Raw genomic sequence first — 17531 nt, forward strand, 5'->3', positions numbered from 1 at the left:
GTGGCGCTCTACACCTACGGCGGCACGCCCGCCGACGTCCTCACGACCGCGGCCGGCGACGTCGTGCCCGACTATCCGGTGCTCGTGCGCCGAGCCGGTACCGGCGAGCAGATCACAGCGCTGTACGAGGACGACGGCTCGACCCCGATCGGCGAGCTGCGCACGAACGCGTCGACGTCGTCGCAGCCGGGCGCGATCCGAACCTTCAAAGTCGACGACGTGACCGCGATCGAGTTCGAGTACCTCGACGCCGCCGGCAACCCGATCCGGTGGTACGAGACCGGCCGCGAGGTCGCCTCGGGCGCCCTGGAAACGGCGCAGGCGGCGCTCACCGAGGTCGGCGGGAAACTCGACCTCGACGACCCCGACCCGCAGTCGGTCGCGGGCCCGGTCACGTTCGAGTCGCCGATCAGCGCGCCGAACCTCGGCGACCAGTCGGCCCAACGATGGTTCGTCGTGAAGGATGCTGTCGGCAACGGCACCGCCGACGACCTCGCCGTGATTCAGGCGCAGCTCGACGCCGCGCACACCGCGGGCGGCGGCGTCGTCTTCCTGCCGCCCGGCCGCACGTACGGCGTGTCGACGTTCCTCGTGATCTACGACAACACAACGTTGCTCGCCTACGGGGCGACGCTCCGCGCGATCGGCAACTCGGGCATCCTGAGGAATTTCACCGGCACCGAGACGTTCGCCGGGTACGCCGGGCACTCACATATCACGCTGCTCGGCGGCACGTACGACGGCAACGCAGCCGACGGCGTGACCGGCAGCGTGACCAGCGAGACCGACGTGATCAACTTCGTGCACTGCTCAGACATCACGGTTCGCGACGTGACCGTGCTCAACTGCAGCACTGCGCACGCCCTTGAGTTCAACTCGACCGACGGCGGCCGGGCGATCAACTGTCAGTTCTACGGGTTCCGCGACAACAGCTCGGGCGGCACGCGAGGGTTCTCCGAGGCGATTCAAGTCGACATGGCCAAGAGCGGCAGCTCGTCGATCGGCTCGTTCGACAACACGGCGAGCAAGAACATTCGCGTCGAGGGCTGCCGGTTCGGCCCGTCGAGCCGGCTCGGCAACTTCGGCCGCGCCGTGGGCAGCCACACCCTGACGTCGGGTGTCGTGTACGACAACATCAAGGTGCTCGACTGCACGATCGACGGCGCCCTGCAGGATGGCATCTATGCGTACGGCTGGTCGCGGGCGCTGATCCGGGGCAACTCGATCCGGAACACGGGCAACTCGGGAATCCGCTACGCGCTGCCGGACCCGGCGACGACGCCGATCTCTCCGTTCGGTGTGGCGATCCGAGACAACACCTGCGAGGGCGCCGCGAGCGACTCGGGTATCCGCGTGATCGGCGCGGCCGCGTACCGGATCCCGCAGGTATCGATCAGCGGGAACACGGTCCGCTCGATCACGGGCAACGGCGTCCATGCCGAGTACTGCGCGGCGCCGAGCCTCGGCCGGAACACGGTCGACTCGACGTCGGGCACGGGCCTATACGGGCACTACTCGGACGGCGTCAACATGACCGCGAACACGGTGCGGAACGCCGGCAGTAACGCGCTCAACGTGTCTGGCAGTGTCGACGCGGTCGTGTCCTCGAACACGGTCGATACGACGTCGAGCAACTTCGGCGTGTTCGTGGGGCAGGGCGCCGACGGCACGACGAACGCGACCGACGCGCTCGTCGTCAACAACAAGATCACGGCCGCCTCGTCGGCTGGTATCCGGTTCTCGACGAACGCCGCCCGCTGCACGGCGATCGGCAACAAGGTGCGTAAGGGCTCGGGGTCGACGGCGAACGGGTTCTCGCTCGCAGCCTCGGCGACCGACTGCGTACTGCTGCACAACGACCTCGCCGGGAACGGCTGGAACGCCTCGACCGCGCTTTCGGTGTCGACGGCAGTTCCGACGACGGGACCCGGCGGCATGCAGGCGTTGCCCGGAACGAACCCGGTCGACGGCGACCTCACCGCGCTGCCCGCCCTCGAAGCGGCGTTGCGGCCGGCCGGCCGGTTCGAGACGACGTCGCGCCTGCGCTGCGGTACGACGTCGACGCCGACGTCGGGCACGTTGTACCTGGTGCCGATATGGCTGCCGCGGGGCACGGTCGTCTCGAACCTCACCTTCGTGTCGGGCGGCACGGCCGCCGGAACGCCTACCAACTGGTGGTTTTCGCTTCACGACTCGTCTCGCAAGATGCTCGCGCGCACCGCCGACCAGACAACGACGGCATGGGCCGCAAACACCGTGATGACGAAAGCGATCGCACAGACGACGGCGGGCAGCGCCTCGTCGTACACGACGACGTACACCGGGCTGCACTACCTCGGTGTCATGGTCAAAGCGACGACGCAGCCGAACCTCGCCGGCGAGGGAAGCGTCGCCGACGTGATCGCGTCTATGTCGCCGGGCTACGGCGGCACGGACACCGGTCTGTCGACCCCGCCGACTGTGAGCGGTACCGGGTTCACGGCCGGCGCGTTCGGCGCCGGGTCCGGGATCATGGCGTACGCCTACACGAGCTGACCACTCCCCCCATTCCACGCCCCGAGCCGACCCGGCCGGGGCGTTTCTCATGCCCGGACAGAAGGGGCTCACCCATGGGTGACACACGGCCGATCCCCGAGCGGCTCGGCGATCAGGAAGAGCAAGCGGCGCACCTCGTGCGCACCGGCAACGGGCCGACCGTCGACGACGAGCAGCGGCTGCTCGCCGAGGCGTTCGGCCCGGCGGACATGGCCGGTTTCCACACCGGGCCCGAGCTCGTCGTCGAGGGCGACGAGCCGGCCGACGAGGGCGAGGTCGAGGCGGCCGACCAGGGCGCCGCCCCGGCCGCGGACAGCGCGAAGGGGGGCGAGTCCGCATGAGCCTCGAAGGCATGGTCAAGGCGGTCGAGCGCTGGATAGGTACCGGCGAACCGAACGAAATTCAGTCGTGGTACCGGGCCAGGAACGGCGCGGCGTACGTGGGCAACTGGCCATGGTGCGACGCCACGATCACCCGCGCCGCGGTCGAGTCGGGCGAGTACGACGCGGTGTGCTTCGGCACCGACTACGCATACACCGTGGCTCACGCGCAGCGCTTCAAGGAAGCCGGACAGTGGCACGCCGGCGCGAAGGGGATCCGGCGCGGCGACGTCGTGTTCTTCGACTGGGGCGGCACGAACGAGATCGCTCGGATCGATCACGTCGGGATCGTCACGGGTGTCTCGGGATCGAACGTGTTCACGGTCGAGGGCAACACGGCCGACGTGTGCGCGAGGCGCGTGCGCACCGAGGCCAGCATCGCCGGGTACGGCCGGCCGAAGTACAAGCCCGAGCCGACGACCACCACGGGCGGCAGCTCGGGCTCGAAGCGCCCGCAGGTGTCGCTCTCGCGACTGATCAAGGCATTCAAGACGGACGCGCCGCGCAAGGGCACGCCGGTCTCGTACGAGCCGACGATCTACGTCGAGAACGCGCTCGTCGCCGAGCGGCTGCTCGCCCGGCAGTACGCCGACGGGCACGCCGGAACGGCCACGCACAGCGCCTACAGCCTGTGGCAGGAACGGTGCGGGTTCCACGGGACCGAGCCGGGCGGCGACGCCGACGGCACGCCCGGCATGACGACGCTCAAGCGGCTCGGCCAGAAGCACGGGTTCGACGTCGTCGCGTGACCGCTGCCCGGCCGCCGCCGGGCGGCCGGCTCACCCATCATCGGAAGGGGGCCGGCCCATGTCCGGTCTGTTCGTCAGTTTCATGCGCACCGGCGTGCCGCTCGTCGCGGGGTGGCTGCTCACCCTCGCCGTGCGCGCCGGGTTCGACGTCAACAGTGCGACCGCGACTAGCGTCGTAACCGTCGCGCTCGCCGCCGCGTATTACGTGCTGTTCCGGCTGCTCGAAGTGGTCGGCGAGCGCTCGAAGGGAACCGCACTGCAGAACATCGCGGGCGTACTGCTCGGGTGGGCGCGGCCGCCGGCGTATCCCAAGTTCGAGACGCTCGAACCGGTCGACGGCGCTCGGTACCTCGGCGACTCGACCAGCGGGTGACCGCGGCGTTACCGCCGTCGGCACACCCCCCACTGCACCACCCTCGGAGGTCCCGCGTGGACGCTGCGACGCTCGGCGCCGTCGGAACCATGGTCGCCGGGCTCGCGGCCGCCGCCGCCGCGCTGATCGGGCATCGGGGCGCGAACGCTGCCTCGCAGTCCGGCGCCGTGCTCGGCGGTTACTCGACGCTCGTCGACAACCTGCAGGAAGAGCGCGACAAGCTGCGCGACCGACTCGTCGAGACCGAGCGACTACTCGCCGCGGCGTACGCCGAACTCGCCGCCGAGCGGTCCGACAAGGCAGCGCTACACGAACAGATCACGGCGCTCACAGCCGAGAAAGCCCGGCTGCGCGATCGGATCGTCGAGCTAGGAGGGCAACCCACGTGACGCGCACTCAGCATGCGCTCGCCCAACGGTGGCGGTCGCTCGCGGTCGCCGCCGTGCTGCTCGTACTGGCGGGTGCCGTCGTCCTCGTGTGGGCGCGGGTCGACGCCGAGGGGCAGCGGGCCGACGCCCTCGCGGTCGAGGCGAACCGCCGCGGCGACGCGGTGTCGACCCTCGCGACCGACGTGCGGGTGCTGCGAGCGCAGATCACGGCGAAGGGTGGCACGCCGGCCGCGCCGGACCCGTCGCGGGCGGTCGACAATCTGCCCGCGCGGGCCGAGGTACCGGTGCCGATCCCCGGCCCGGCCGGAGCACGCGGGCCGCAGGGCGAGCCGGGCAAGGCGGCGCCGACGATCACGCCGTCGCCCGGCCCGGCCGGTCCGTCCGGAGCGCCCGGCAAGTCCGGCGAGCCCGGTGCGAGGGTCACCGGGCCGCCCGGTCCGGCCGGCCCGATGGGTCCCGCGGGCCCGCCGGGAAAGGACGGTACAGACGGCAGGGACGGCACCGACGGTCGCGACGGGCAGACATGCCCGGACGGGTACAGCCTGCAGGCGCCCGCCGACGATCCCGACGCCCTCGTCTGCAGGCGCGACGGCGCCCCGCAGCCGAGCAACCCGTCGCCGAGCTCGTCGTCGACGCTGCTCGGGCTGCCGGCCGAGCGACGCCGGATCGCATGAACACTGCGCCCCTGTCTGGCCATTCGGCCGGGCAGGGGCGCTTTCGTGCGTTCGGCGAGTCTCGAGTATTCGGGTCAAAGTGACGACAATGCTCGAGGTCTGCACGCCCCGACGACGCCGGATCCAACGCGTGCTGCCGCCGTTGACTGCGCCCGTACTCTGGCGATACGGCACCGGCTCGTGAAGGAGCGGCATGGACCCGTCCGGCGAACTGTCTACAGGTGAACGAATCCGCATGCTGCGGGAATCCCGCGGCCTTACCCGCGAAGCGCTCGCACAGATGTGCGGCCGAAGCGTCGAGTGGCTCAAGAAAATCGAGTCCGGCGAACGCGAGTTGACGCACCATGGGCTGCTCGTACGGCTCGGCGCCGCGCTGCAGCTCTCCGATCTCTCCGCCATCACCGGGCACACCGAGGGCCCGGCGCAGCCGGTACCGACCGGCCGCCTCACGCACCCCGGACTGCCCGACGTGTGGGCCGCCGTGATGGCCCGGCCCATGACCCTCACCCCGCCCGCCGGCCGACAGCCCGCCGACCCGGCCGTGCTGCAGGGCCGGATAGACCAGTCATGGAACCTGTGGCACACCTCGGCGCATAACCGCAGCGAGGTCGGCGCGCTGCTGCCCGACCTGATCCGCGACGGCGAGGCGGCGGTGCGCGCCCTCGACGGCGAGCAGCGCCGCGCCGCCCTGGTCGCCCTGTCGGATATCTACCGGCTCACCGGGCAGGCGACGGCGTACGTCGCCCCGGCCGAACTCGCGTGGGTGGTCGCCGACCGCGCTCTGACGGCTGCTCAAGAGGCGGACCGGCCCGACGCGATCGCCGCGGCCGCGTGGAACCTCGGCAACATCCTGCGAGAGACGTCGTACGCCGACGAGGCGCTGCGCGTGGTCACCGAGGCATCCGACCTGATCCGCCCGCACCTCGACGGCGCCCCCGATGACTGGAGGGGCGTGTACGGGGCGCTGCAGTTGCACGCCGCCGTGACCGTCGCCCGCGACGGCCGCGAGGGCGACGCGTGGCGCTACTGGGACAAGGGCGACCAGGTCGCGAAGAGCCTGCCCGGCAACTACGTGCACCCGTCGACTGTGTTCGGCCGCGCGAATGTCGACTTCCACGCGGTGTCGGTCGCGACCGACCTGCGTAAGGCGCAGCGGGCGATCGGGCTCGCCGACGACCTCGATCCCGACGTCATGCCCTCGCGCGAGCGGCGGGCCCGGCTGTGGGTCGAGGTCGCCCGCGGGCACCTGCAGCGAGGCGATCGCACGGCTGCGCTGCACGTGATGAAAATGGCGTACGAGATCGGCGCCGAGACCGTCGCGTACACGCCGTCGGCCCGGTCGGTCGCCGCTGATCTGTGGCGGCACGCGCCGCGCGCGATGCGCCCCGAGGCGGGTCGGCTCGCCGAGTCGATCGGCGTTCCGACGGCGGTCTGAGCAAGGGGTACAACCTGGGACAGGGGTACAACCTGTACCCGTTACCGGCCGGTAGTCGCCTTACGGTACGTCACCTCGCGACTACCGACCGGGGGTTCACATGTCCCGCTTACACGCATCGTTGCGCCGCGGCGAGGTACCCGTGTGCGACAGCCGCACGGGCGAGGTGCGCGTTCCGATCACCCTGTACGACCTCGACGAGCCGCGGGAATACCCCGAACTCGTGCTCGCTCGCGCCGAGGCCGAGGCGCTGTTCGCGCAACTGCGCGCCGCCCTCGTGTCGGTCCCCGCTCAGTCGACGGCCCGCCCGGAGGTCGTCAGGTGATCGAGGAACCGAGCAAGAGCATCGCGGGCGCCCGACTCGTCGCCGACGGCGGGTTCGACGGGTTCGTCGTGCTCGACTGGATCAGAGAAGTCGGCGCGAGCGTGACCGGCGCGCTCGCCGCATGGGATCAGGGCGAACTCGTCGACGTGCCCGTCGGCAAGGCATGGGACGTCGTACGCATGCCGCGCGCGCTCGGCTGGAAGACCGTCACACAGATGCGGCAGCACGGCACGCCCGTCGGCCCGGTGCAGCACACCCCTGACGGCGTCGAGGTGCTCGTAAAGGTCGGCTCGGCCGCCGAGTGGCACCTGCCCGACGCCGAGGTGCTCACCGAGGGACACATCGCCGTGCCGCACCCCGCGACGCGCGCCCCGCGCACGCAGCACGGGCACTCATGGATCGTCTCGCCGCAGGAAGGCGGGCCGTTCACCGACGCTGATCTGCTGCACGAGGCGTACGCCGCGGCGCTCGCCGCCACGCAGATGGACACCGCCCGATGACCGCCGCCCCGTCTGCCGAGCAGCAGACAGACGACCCGATCCCGGCGCTGATCGACGCTGCGTTCGACTCGACCCGGGACATTCCGCGGCACGAGCGGCTCGTCGAGATCGACGAGGGGCTGCGCGACGAGATCGAGCGCCTGCAGACGATCGCCCGGCGCACGGCCGACCGGACGCCGCACCGCTCGTTCCGGTGGTACCGGCTCGTCAACGCCGCCGACGCCGCCGACGACGCCCTCGGGTTCCAGCTCGGCGACATGATGCAAGCGGCGCTGCAGGTGTCCGAACTCGCCCGGCGCGTCACCGAGCTGCGGCGGGTGGTCGGGCAGTGATCTGCACCATCTGCGAGCAGCCGATCGAGGACGGCGAGCCGCGCAAGCAACTCGCCCGCCGCGACGACAGGGGCAACCGGCTGCCGCCGGCGTACATGCACAAGACGTGCCGCAAGCGCCCCTCGACGGTCCTGTACATCACGCTTTGGTCGGGCGAGGTCGTCGACGAACCGGCCGTGATCGCGCGGGGCCTCACCCGTATCGGCTACGCCGACGAGGTCGCATCGGACCGCGACGACCGGGGGCTGCTGTGGCAGCGCCGGATCGAGTCGCCCGGCGTCGGCGACGCACTGCTCGGCAAGGTGCACCACGTACGGCAGCGCCGCGCCATGCGCGAGCTGCTGTGTCAGGTGTGCGGCGGGCCGGCCGACCGCGACGACCGGGGCGTGCTGTGGCTGCTCGAAGACGACCGCAGTGACTATCCGGGGTGGCCCGAGGATCTGTTGACGGTTCATCCGCCGATCTGCCTGCAGTGCGTGCGCACGGCGCGCGAGCAGTGCCCGCACATGTGGAAGGGCAACGTCGCCGTGCGGGCCGGCCGGTCCGATGTGTGCGCGGTGTACGGGCGCCGGTACACCCTCGGCCGGCTCAGGCCGCTGCCGGTCGGGGCCGACGTCGTGTCGCTCGACTCGCCGCTCGTGCACTGGACGGTCGGGGCGCAGCTCGTGCGCGGGCTGAACGAGTGCACGCTCGTGAGCCTCGACGAGGAACTCGCGGCTCGCGTATAGGCCGGGGCGCTGAGTCTGCGCACGCTGCCCGCCGCGCGATCGCTGCTCTTCGGCAACACCCCGCCCGCCGCCCGGCGGCGCAATCCCGTTCACGAACCGAGGGATGGACCATGACTGCTCACCCCGTCTCACCGAACACCGTGCTCGCGAACGCGCTCAGCTCGGCCGAGGACATCCTCGCGCCCCGCATACGAACCATGCCCCCGTCACGCGTGACGTTCGTGGTCGGGACACAGATCAACGGCGTGCCGCACCTCGGTACGTCCCTCGTACAGTCCCTCTCGTTCGCCGTCGCAGCTCGGGTCCGGCAGCGCTTCGGCATCCCCGTCGAGGTGCTGTTCGGCGCCCTCGACAACGCGCCGCACGAGGTCGTCGTCGACCCCGCAACGGGGCACCGCTACCAGCGCGCCTACGCACACGCGCTCGGCGAGGCCGCCCTCGTCGACCAGGTCGACGAGCTGTACCGGCCGCTCTTTGATGCTCTGTCCGAGCGCCTGTCGATCCCGTACTCGATCGAGATGTACTCGCGGCAGCAGCAGACCGAGCAGTACCGGCGCACCTGGTTACGAGCGCACCGCCGCATCGACGCCGCCCGCTGGTGGCTCGACCCGGCACACGGCGTACCGCACGTGCGAATCCCCTGCCCGACACCGGGCTGCGGGTGGGCCGAAAAGTACGCCGAGCGAACCCGCATCCTGTTCGACGCCGATCACGCCGAAGTGTCGGCGATCTGCCTGCACCATGGGCCGTACGAGGTCGTCGTCGGGCCGAGCGGCGGCGGGTACCTCGACCTCGCGACGCTGTACCGAAACCTCGTCAAGGAACTCGCCGCGACTGTCGACCGCGACCGGTTGAGTGTCATGGTCAAGGGCGGCGACTGGGTGTTCGGCTCGACCCTCGTCGACAACGCCTTGACCGCGATCGGGCTCGTCGGCGCGCAACTGCCGACCCGGCTGTTCTGTCCGCAGGTCGTGACGGACACCGGGGCGAAGCTCTCGAAGAGCCTCATTCGGGACGGCAAAGCGCCGTTGCCTGACGGTTCGGCACCCTGGATGCTCGACACGCGGATGTGGCCCGGCTCGTTGTCCGAGTACGCCGATCGACTGCTCGACATGGCCGACGTGCTGCTCGGCAACCCGCGGCATTTCTTCCGCGCGTACTCGGCCGGCGAACTTGGCCGCTTAATGTCCCAACCGACGAGGAGCGTCACAACCCCATGAGCAACACCAGGGCCGCCCGCAGGCACGAGCTGAACCTGTACCGCCGATACTTCGACCTCGTCGCCGCAGGCAGCAAGACGATCGAGGTTCGGGTGCGGTACCCGCACCTCGCCGACATGGCCGCGGGCGACACGATCCGGTTCCGGATCAAGGGCACCGACGAGACGTGCGACGTGCTCGTGAAGCGGGTCACCGCGTACGACGACTTCGAGGCGCTGCTCGACGGCGAGGGACCGGCGAACGTGAACCCGACGGCGAGCCGCGAGCAGCAGCTCGCGAACATCCGCGGCATCTACCCGCCCGAGAAAGAGGCGCTCGGCGCTCTCGCGATCGAGATCGAGCTGCTCGGCGCATAGCGCCACCGATAGGCCGGGTGCCCGGCGGTCGACGCCCCCTAGTCCCGCCGGGCACCCTCACGCGACGTTCACTCATTCGAACCGCTTGTAACAGTACGGTCTTGCAATATGCCTCTTGCACATACCCCGGTTTCGCTCGGGGGATGAACGCTCCGCCCCCTCCACTGAGGCGGTACGCCGTCACCGATCCTTTGCCCCACACTGGAGAGGTGACGACCGCGCCCCGGTCCCCTCGTCTCCGCAAAGACTGGGACCGGGGCGCCGGTCTTTCTGCAGGTCAATGGATGGTGTGTTATTGAGTGGTGGTCAGTGGACGAGTACGGCCCCTCGCTCATCCACGTCTCCGCGCGCGGGCGGGTGCTCACTCGCTACGTGCCCAAGGGGCTGAACCTCACCGGCGCCGACTACCCGGTGGTGGAGGCGCTGCCGTCCGTCCTGCTGCACCGGAAGATCAACCGCGGTTTCGAAGGGCTGGCGCAGCTTCCCTGTGGCGACCTGGTGATAGCCCTGCAGAGCCCGCTCTCGCTGCCCGACACGGCCGCCGGGGAGGCCTCGCGCACGACCCGTCTGCTGCGCTTCTCACCGCGGAAGCAGGCCGTCACCGCGGAGTACGCCTACCGCTTCGATCCGGTGAACGTCGTCGACCCCAGCGAGGACGACACCTCCGAGCTGAAGATCTCCTCGGTGGTGGCCGTCGGCGGTGACCGGCTGCTGGTGGAGGAGCGCACCGACAAGGCGGCTCGGCTGCAGCTGGTCAGGCTGGGGCAGAAGGCCGACATCCTCGGCGGCCCCTGGGACGACGACACGACGTCTCCGTCGCTGGAGCAGCTGGACGACCCGGCCGCGGCCGGCGTGCCGGTGCTGAGCAAGCGGCTCGTCGTCGACCTGGGCAAGGTGAGCGGTGTGCCGGGGAAGATCGAGGGCATCGCGCGCGTGGACCACGACACGCTCGCGCTCATCAACGACAACGACTTCGGGATGAACGACGGAGCGGGCGCGTTCGACGCCCAGGGCCGCCTCGTCGACAGCGGGATCAAGACGACCCTGACGTACGTCCGGCTGTCCGAAGGCCTGTGAGAGGCCTTCAGGGCAGCTCGTCGGAGAGCGAGGGCAGTATCGACTCCAGGTCGCTTGGCAACGTGCTCGGGAAGCCCGAGGGCAGCTCGGTCGGCAGCCGCGAAGGCAGCCGGCTGGGCAGCTCGGTGGGAAGCCTGAAGGAGGGGCGGGGAGAGCGGCTTGTGCTCGTGCCGCTCTCCTTCGGCGCCTTCCCGTCCCCCGAACCGTGCTTCCCCGAGGCCATCAGCACCACGGTGAGGACGGCAGCGGCGGCCACGAGGAGGGTCAGGACGGCGAACAACAGGCCACGGCTGCGTCGCGACGGCTCCGGAGGCCGTGACCGGTCCGGCCCGCCCGGAGGGGGCGGGCCGAAGCCGCCCTGCGGCGGTCCGAAACCGCCGGGCGGAGGCGGGGTGCCGCCCGGCGGTCCGGGCGGCACAGGAGGTACAGGCGGCAGGGACATACCCTCCAGAGTCGCCACCGCCCGGTCATGAGGCCACCCGCGCACGGAAGCTGATACCCGCTCATGTCGTGGACCGCACCATTCCGCCGCATCCCGCACGGAGGGCGATCAGCCTCCACCGGAGCACCCGAAGACGGCAAGCACGCGCGCGGGCGAGCCGCTCGGAAACGGCCCCCTACGCGCGCGTGCACTCAGCCCCGTGCGCCCAGCAGGTGGTCCATCGCCAACTGGTCGAGCCGCTCGAAGGCCATGCCGCGCGCGGCGGCCGCCTCCACGTCGAAGTCCTCGAAGGCCGTGCGGTCGGCGAGCAGGGCCTGCAGGCCGTCCGCGGCGGTCGGCTGGGCGAGCTGGTCCAGGCGGGAGGCGCGCAGCGCGTCCTGGACCTCCGGGTCGGCGCGGAAGGCGGCCGAACGCTCCTTCAGGATCAGGTAGTTGCGCATGCAGCCGGCCGCCGACGCCCACACACCGTCGAGGTCCTCGGTCCGCGGCGGCTTGAAGTCGAAGTGGCGGGGCCCTTCATAACCGGCGCTCTCCAGGAGGTCCACGAGCCAGAAGGCGGCGCGCAGGTCGCCGGCGCCGAACCGCAGGTCCTGGTCGTACTTGATGCCGGACTGCCCGTTGAGGTCGATGTGGAAGAGCTTCCCGGCCCACAGGGCCTGCGCGATGCCGTGCGGGAAGTTGAGCCCGGCCATCTGCTCGTGACCCACCTCCGGGTTGACGCCGTACAGCTCGGGGCGCTCCAGGCGCTCGATGAAGGCCAGTGCGTGACCGACGGTGGGCAGCAGGATGTCGCCGCGCGGCTCGTTCGGCTTGGGTTCGATGGCGAAGCGGATGTCGTAGCCCTGGGAGGTGACGTACTCGCCCAGGAGGTCGAACCCCTCCTTCATCCGGTCGAGGGCCGCGCGCACGTCCTTGGCGGCGCCGGACTCGGCGCCCTCACGGCCGCCCCAGGCGACGTACGTCCTGGCGCCCAGCTCGACGGCGAGATCGATGTTCCGGATCGTCTTGCGCAGCGCGTAGCGGCGGACGTCGCGGTCGTTGGCGGTGAACGCGCCGTCCTTGAAGACGGGGTGCGTGAAGAGGTTCGTGGTGGCCATCGGGACGGTCATGCCGGCGGCGTCCAGGGCTTGGCGGAAGCGCTTGATGTGCGACTCGCGCTCGGTGTCCGTGGACCCGAAGGGGATCAGGTCGTCGTCGTGGAAGGTCACCCCGTGGGCGCCGAGCTCGGCCAGCCGCTGCACCGTCTCGACCGGGTCGAGGGCACGGCGGGTGGCGTCGCCGAACGGGTCCCTTCCCTGCCAGCCGACGGTCCACAGGCCGAAGGTGAACCTGTCCTCGGGGGTGGGCTGGTAGCTCATGCCGCGACTCCTTGCTGCGTACGACTATTTCGTCATGGCCGTTTACAAATTAGTATGCGGACGCACCTCTGGGAAGAGACAAGGTGTGTCTTCGGCGACAAGGTGTCTTCGACGGATGTCATTGGCCTGTGTCGTCGACCGATGTCGTTGACAGAAGTCTTGCCAGCTCACAGCACATCCCGCGCAGCCGCGGAAGAGGAGAACCCGATGTCAGCAGCCGAGGGTCCGCTCGTCGTCGGCGTGGACACATCCACCCAGTCCACAAAGGCGCTGGTCGTCGACGCGGCCACCGGGGAGGTCGTGGCAAGCGGCCAGGCGCCGCACGCCGTGTCCGCCGGTGCGGGCCGGGAGAGTGATCCGCGCCAGTGGTGGGACGCTCTGTGCGAGGCGCTGCGCCAGTGCGGCGAGCCCGCGCACGAGGCAGCCGCGGTGTCCATCGGCGGCCAGCAGCACGGCCTGGTCACCCTGGACGAGCGGGGCGAACCGGTACGTCCGGCGCTGCTCTGGAACGACGTCCGCTCGGCGCCGCAGGCCCGCCGGCTCGTGGAGGAGCTGGGCGGCCCGAAGGGCTGGGCGGAGCGCACCGGCAGCGTGCCCGGAGCGTCGTTCACGGTCACGAAGTGGGCGTGGCTGGCCGAGCACGAGCCGGAGGCGGTCCGTGCCACAAGAGCGGTGCGGCTCCCCCACGACTACCTGACCGAGCGCCTGACCGGACAGGGCACGACGGACCGAGGGGACGCCTCCGGCACCGGCTGGTGGGCGTCCCGGACGGAGGCCTACGACGAGGAGACGCTGGCGCACGTGGGGCTCGACCCGGCGCTGCTGCCCCGGGTGGTACGGCCCGGCGAGGTGGCGGGCACCGTGCGCGAGCACCACGACCTGCCGTTCTCCAAGGGCACCCTGGTGGCGCCGGGCACCGGTGACAACGCGGCCGCGGCGCTGGGCCTCGGCCTGCGGCCGGGCACCCCGGTGCTGAGCCTCGGTACGTCGGGCACCGTGTACGCCGTCTCCAAGCACCGCCCCGGCGATCCGACAGGCACGGTGGCGGGCTTCGCGGACGCGCACGGCGACTGGCTGCCGCTGGCCTGCACCCTGAACTGCACCCTCGCGGTGGACCGCGTCGCGGCGCTGCTGGGCCTGGAGCGAGAGGCCGTCGAGCCCGGCACCTCCGTCACCCTGCTGCCGTACCTGGACGGCGAGCGCACTCCGAACCTGCCGAACGCCTCCGGCCTGCTGCACGGGCTGCGGCACGACACCACCGCCGGCCAGCTGCTGCAGGCGGCCTACGACGGCGCGGTGCACGCGCTGCTCGGCGCGCTCGACCTGGTCCTGGACCAGGACGCGGACCGCACCACCCCGCTGCTGCTGATCGGCGGCGGAGCCCGGGGCACCGCCTGGCAGCAGACGGTACGGCGGCTGTCGGGGCGGCCGGTCCAGGTCCCGGAGGCCAGAGAGCTGGTCGCCCTCGGGGCCGCGGCGCAGGCCGCCGGCCTGCTGACCGGCGAGGACCCGGGCGCGGTGGCCCGCCGCTGGAACACGGCTGCGGGCCCGGTACTGGCCGCAGTGGAGCGGGACGAGGCGACGCTGGCCCGGATCAGCGGGGTACTCTCCGACGCGGCCCCGCTGCTGGAGCGGGGGCCGGAATCCCGCTGAGCCCAGCCGCCGCACCCGAGCTGAGCCCGGCCGCAGACACCGAGGATTGACCAGGGCATGACCGCATCGCCGCACGAGGGCCGCCCGCCCGGTACCGGACGCTCGCTGCCGGACACCCAGCAGGGCATGCGCCGGCGCAACCTCGCCCGGGTGATGCACGCCGTCAGCGCGGAGGGCCCGCTGTCGCGGGCCGCGGTCGCCTCACATATCGGCCTGACGCGGGCGGCGGTGTCGACCCTCGTGGACGAGCTGATCCGCTGGGGACTGCTGGAGGAACTGGGCCCGGAACGGCCGGGCCGGGTGGGCCGCCCCGGATCCGCGCTCGCCGTGAGCGGGCGCGGTCCCGCCGGCATCGGGGCCGAGGTCGGTGTCGATCACCTCGCGGTGTGCGCGGTCGACCTGCGCGGCGTGGTCCGAGCACGGGCCGTGCGGCACGGCGCGAACCGGGGCCGCGCCCCGGAACCGGTGATCGCCGAGCTGACGGCAATGGTCCGCCAGGTCGTGGCCGAGGCGGAGCGGGAGCGGCTGTGGCCCGCCGGTCTCGCGGTCGCCGTGCCGGGACTGGTGGCGCGGGACGGCCGTACGGTCGTGCGCGCCCCGAACCTCGACTGGAACGACGCGGACCTCGGCCCCCTGCTGCCCGGCGGCCTGCCCGTGACCGTGGACAACGAGGCCAACTTCGGTGCCCTGGCCGAGTTGTGGCTCGGCGCCGGCACCCCGCGCGACTTCCTGCACGTGTCGGCCGAGATCGGCATCGGCGCCGCGGTCGTCGTGGACGGGCACCTGCTGCGCGGCACGCGGGGGTTCGCGGGCGAGCTGGGTCATGTGCCCGTCCACCCGGACGGACCCGCCTGCCCGTGCGGCGGGCGCGGGTGCCTGGAGCAGTACGCCGGTGAGGAGGCGGTGCTGCGCGCGGCCGGACTGGAACCGAAGGAGGACCTGGTCGGTCTGCTCGCGGGACGGGCCGAGGAGGGCGACGAGGCCGTACGGCGGGCTCTGCGGGACGCCGGTACGGCGCTCGGCATCGCCCTGACCGGGGCGGTCAATCTGCTCGACCCCGAGACGGTCGTTCTCGGCGGGGCCCTCGCCGGACTCTCCCCCTGGCTGCTGCCATCGCTGGAGGCCGAGTTGACGGGCCGTACGGCGGGAGCGGCCTGCCCGGTGTCGGTGTCCGGGCTGGGTCCCGAGGGCCCGCTCCTGGGCGCCTCCCACTCGGTCGTCCGGGCCGTTCTCGACGATCCGGCGACGGTGGCCGAGCGGCCCTGACGGCTCGCTGCCGGGTGGGCTCGAACGGTCTGGTGACGGCCAGGTCTCACCCGATCGGGTGGCCGAGTTGTCCACAGTCCACCGGTTGTCCACGGAACTGCGGCGCACCCTTCTGCCCAACTTCCCCGCGCCGTACCGTGATTCACGCGAGGCGCAGCCACCCTGCCTGTCCGGCAGCGCTCTCGCGGGACGAGGGGATGCACACGCGCCGAGTGACAGCAGGCTGACACGGATCGGGGGAGACATGCACGGGGAGACGACCGGGACGCTGCGGCGGGACGCCATCGGGCTGCGCGAGGTCCTGTTCCAGAGCATCACGGCGATGGCGCCGGCCGCCGCCGTGGCCGCCTCGATCCCCGCGGGCGCCGCCTTCGCCGGCGGCAGTCTCCCGCTGGCCGTGCTGATCGCCCTGGTGGCCTGCCTGTTCACCGCGTCCTGCGTGGCCGAACTGGCACGGGAGCTACCCTCGGCCGGTTCGGTGGCCACCTACGCGGCGCGCGGGCTGCACCCGGCCGTCGGCTTCCTCGTCGGCTGGGGTTACGTGTTCGTGGAGACGCTGGTCCCACCACTGCTCCTCCTGCAGCTCGGCTTCACCACGACGGGCACGCTGCACGAGGAGTGGTCCTCGTATCCGGCGGACCTGTGGTGGCCGTGGTCGCTGGCGGGCGCCGCCGTGATCGCCGTCGCCGGTTACCTCGGCGTCCGCGCCTCGGCCCGCTTCGGAACCGTTCTCGGGATCTTCGAATTCCTCGTCTTCCTGGTGTTCGCGGTCTGGCTCGTCGGCAAGGCGGGTGACGCCAACACCCTCTCGGTCTTCGGCACGTCACACACCGCGGACGGGTACGCCGGGATCAGCGGAGTCTTCGCCGGATCCGTGTACACGATCCTCGCGTTCGCCGGGTTCGAGGCCGCGGCGCCGCTCGCCGAGGAGACGCGCGATCCCCGCCGGACCATGCACCGCGCGGTCCTCGGAGCGGCCCTGGGCATCGGTCTGTTCTACGTAATCACGACGTACGCGATGACCGTCTACTTCGGCCCGGACCACTTCGCGAGGTTCGGCGCGTCGGGAGCCGCCTCCTGGGAGGGCGTGGCCCGGGCCTCGTTCGGCCTCTTCTGGGTGCTGGTGTTCCTGGCGGTGGTCAACTCGACGATCGCCAACGCCAACGCGTGCGCCAACGTCTCGACCCGTACGGCCTTCGCCCTGGCCCGTATCCGGGTGCTGCCCCGCCTGCTCGCCACCCTCCATCCCCGGCATCGCTCCCCCGTGGTGGGCATCGCGGTGCAGACCGTCGTCGCGGTCGGCGCCGTACTGGGGCTCGGCCTCGCCTACGACCCGGTGACCGCGTTCCTGCTCCTCGCCACGGTGATCGTCACGGTCGTCGTCGGTGTCTACATCGTCGTGAACCTCGCCTGTGCGGGTTACTTCCTGCGGGGCGGCCGGGAGGCCTTCAAGCCGGTACGGCATCTGCTCTTCCCTCTGCTGGGCATCGCCGCGTTCGTCCCGGCACTGCTGACGGCCGCCGGGATCCCGGTGTTCGACTTCGTGACCGAACTCTCGGCGCCGGTCTCGTACGCGGGCCCGGTGGTCGGCGTCTGGATGGCGGCCGGCGCGGTGGTGCTGCTGGTGTTGATACGGCGGCACCCCGAGCGAATAGCCGAGACCGCACGGGTGCACATCGAGGAACCCGGCACGGCCGGCCACCGGCAGGACGGAGCAGTGCCTCGCTGACCGTACCGGC

At 71.4% G+C, this 17531-nt stretch carries 18 protein-coding genes and 1 pseudogene; 17 read left to right on the plus strand and 2 right to left on the minus strand.

Annotated features, from left to right (window positions below):
* From ACWC5O_RS08905 to ACWC5O_RS08970, 14 genes and pseudogenes are all read left to right on the plus strand, one after another.
* Positions 1 to 2535 (plus strand): right-handed parallel beta-helix repeat-containing protein, encoded by a 2535-nt coding sequence (locus ACWC5O_RS08905; RefSeq protein ID WP_450585631.1) that lies wholly within the window; start codon positions 1 to 3, stop codon positions 2533 to 2535.
* A 74-nt stretch (positions 2536 to 2609) separates the two neighbouring features.
* Positions 2610 to 2876 (plus strand): hypothetical protein, encoded by a 267-nt coding sequence (locus ACWC5O_RS08910; RefSeq protein ID WP_450585629.1) that lies wholly within the window; start codon positions 2610 to 2612, stop codon positions 2874 to 2876.
* Positions 2873 to 3664 (plus strand): CHAP domain-containing protein, encoded by a 792-nt coding sequence (locus ACWC5O_RS08915; protein WP_450585627.1) that lies wholly within the window; start codon positions 2873 to 2875, stop codon positions 3662 to 3664. The genes ACWC5O_RS08910 and ACWC5O_RS08915 overlap by 4 nt, the downstream gene beginning before the upstream one ends.
* A 58-nt stretch (positions 3665 to 3722) precedes the next feature.
* Positions 3723 to 4037, plus strand: a complete 315-nt coding sequence (locus ACWC5O_RS08920; RefSeq protein WP_450585626.1) for a hypothetical protein — start codon at positions 3723 to 3725, stop codon at positions 4035 to 4037.
* A gap of 56 nt (positions 4038 to 4093) precedes the next feature.
* Entirely contained in the window at positions 4094 to 4426 is a 333-nt protein-coding gene (locus tag ACWC5O_RS08925; RefSeq protein ID WP_450585624.1) for a hypothetical protein, read from the plus strand.
* Positions 4423 to 5100 carry a collagen-like protein gene (locus tag ACWC5O_RS08930; RefSeq protein WP_450585622.1) on the plus strand — a complete coding sequence of 226 codons (678 nt, stop codon included), beginning with the start codon at positions 4423 to 4425 and terminating at the stop codon, positions 5098 to 5100. Before ACWC5O_RS08925 ends, ACWC5O_RS08930 begins: the two co-directional genes overlap by 4 nt.
* A 193-nt stretch (positions 5101 to 5293) precedes the next feature.
* Positions 5294 to 6535 (plus strand): helix-turn-helix domain-containing protein, encoded by a 1242-nt coding sequence (locus ACWC5O_RS08935; protein WP_450585620.1) that lies wholly within the window; start codon positions 5294 to 5296, stop codon positions 6533 to 6535.
* Between the two features lie 100 nt (positions 6536 to 6635).
* On the plus strand, positions 6636 to 6860 hold the full coding sequence (locus ACWC5O_RS08940) for a hypothetical protein (RefSeq protein ID WP_450585619.1): 225 nt from the start codon (positions 6636 to 6638) through the stop codon (positions 6858 to 6860).
* On the plus strand, positions 6857 to 7360 hold the full coding sequence (locus tag ACWC5O_RS08945) for a hypothetical protein (protein ID WP_450585618.1): 504 nt from the start codon (positions 6857 to 6859) through the stop codon (positions 7358 to 7360). Before ACWC5O_RS08940 ends, ACWC5O_RS08945 begins: the two co-directional genes overlap by 4 nt.
* Positions 7357 to 7692 (plus strand): DUF6415 family natural product biosynthesis protein, encoded by a 336-nt coding sequence (locus tag ACWC5O_RS08950; RefSeq protein ID WP_450585616.1) that lies wholly within the window; start codon positions 7357 to 7359, stop codon positions 7690 to 7692. The genes ACWC5O_RS08945 and ACWC5O_RS08950 overlap by 4 nt, the downstream gene beginning before the upstream one ends.
* Positions 7689 to 8420 (plus strand): hypothetical protein, encoded by a 732-nt coding sequence (locus ACWC5O_RS08955; protein WP_450585614.1) that lies wholly within the window; start codon positions 7689 to 7691, stop codon positions 8418 to 8420. Before ACWC5O_RS08950 ends, ACWC5O_RS08955 begins: the two co-directional genes overlap by 4 nt.
* A gap of 110 nt (positions 8421 to 8530) precedes the next feature.
* Positions 8531 to 9640, plus strand: a complete 1110-nt coding sequence (locus ACWC5O_RS08960) for a hypothetical protein (RefSeq protein WP_450585612.1) — start codon at positions 8531 to 8533, stop codon at positions 9638 to 9640.
* Positions 9637 to 9996 (plus strand): ASCH domain-containing protein, encoded by a 360-nt coding sequence (locus ACWC5O_RS08965; protein ID WP_450585610.1) that lies wholly within the window; start codon positions 9637 to 9639, stop codon positions 9994 to 9996. The genes ACWC5O_RS08960 and ACWC5O_RS08965 overlap by 4 nt, the downstream gene beginning before the upstream one ends.
* Positions 9997 to 10296: 300 nt before the next feature.
* Positions 10297 to 11073: pseudogene (locus ACWC5O_RS08970) on the plus strand (esterase-like activity of phytase family protein); the annotation flags it as partial.
* Positions 11074 to 11080: 7 nt separating this feature from the next.
* Here ACWC5O_RS08970 and ACWC5O_RS08975 read toward each other — a convergent pair.
* Both ACWC5O_RS08975 and xylA read right to left on the minus strand, forming a co-directional pair.
* A complete protein-coding gene (locus tag ACWC5O_RS08975) occupies positions 11081 to 11353 on the minus strand; it encodes a hypothetical protein (RefSeq protein ID WP_450585609.1) in 273 nt (90 codons plus the stop codon).
* Positions 11354 to 11706: 353 nt separating this feature from the next.
* Positions 11707 to 12873, minus strand: a complete 1167-nt coding sequence (xylA, locus tag ACWC5O_RS08980) for a xylose isomerase (protein WP_450585607.1) — start codon at positions 12871 to 12873, stop codon at positions 11707 to 11709.
* A gap of 207 nt (positions 12874 to 13080) precedes the next feature.
* On the opposite strand from xylA, the gene xylB reads away from it, so the two are divergent.
* The 3 genes from xylB (at position 13081) to ACWC5O_RS08995 (ending at position 17521) form a co-directional block, all read left to right on the plus strand.
* Positions 13081 to 14526: a xylulokinase gene (xylB, locus tag ACWC5O_RS08985; RefSeq protein ID WP_450585606.1), complete on the plus strand. Its 1446-nt coding sequence runs from the start codon at positions 13081 to 13083 to the stop codon at positions 14524 to 14526.
* 57 nt (positions 14527 to 14583) lie between these two features.
* Positions 14584 to 15792 (plus strand): ROK family protein, encoded by a 1209-nt coding sequence (locus ACWC5O_RS08990; protein WP_450585605.1) that lies wholly within the window; start codon positions 14584 to 14586, stop codon positions 15790 to 15792.
* 244 nt (positions 15793 to 16036) lie between these two features.
* Entirely contained in the window at positions 16037 to 17521 is a 1485-nt protein-coding gene (locus ACWC5O_RS08995) for an APC family permease (RefSeq protein ID WP_450585603.1), read from the plus strand.
* Positions 17522 to 17531: the final 10 nt, after the last annotated feature.

Source organism: Streptomyces sp. NPDC001450, assembly GCF_053597295.1.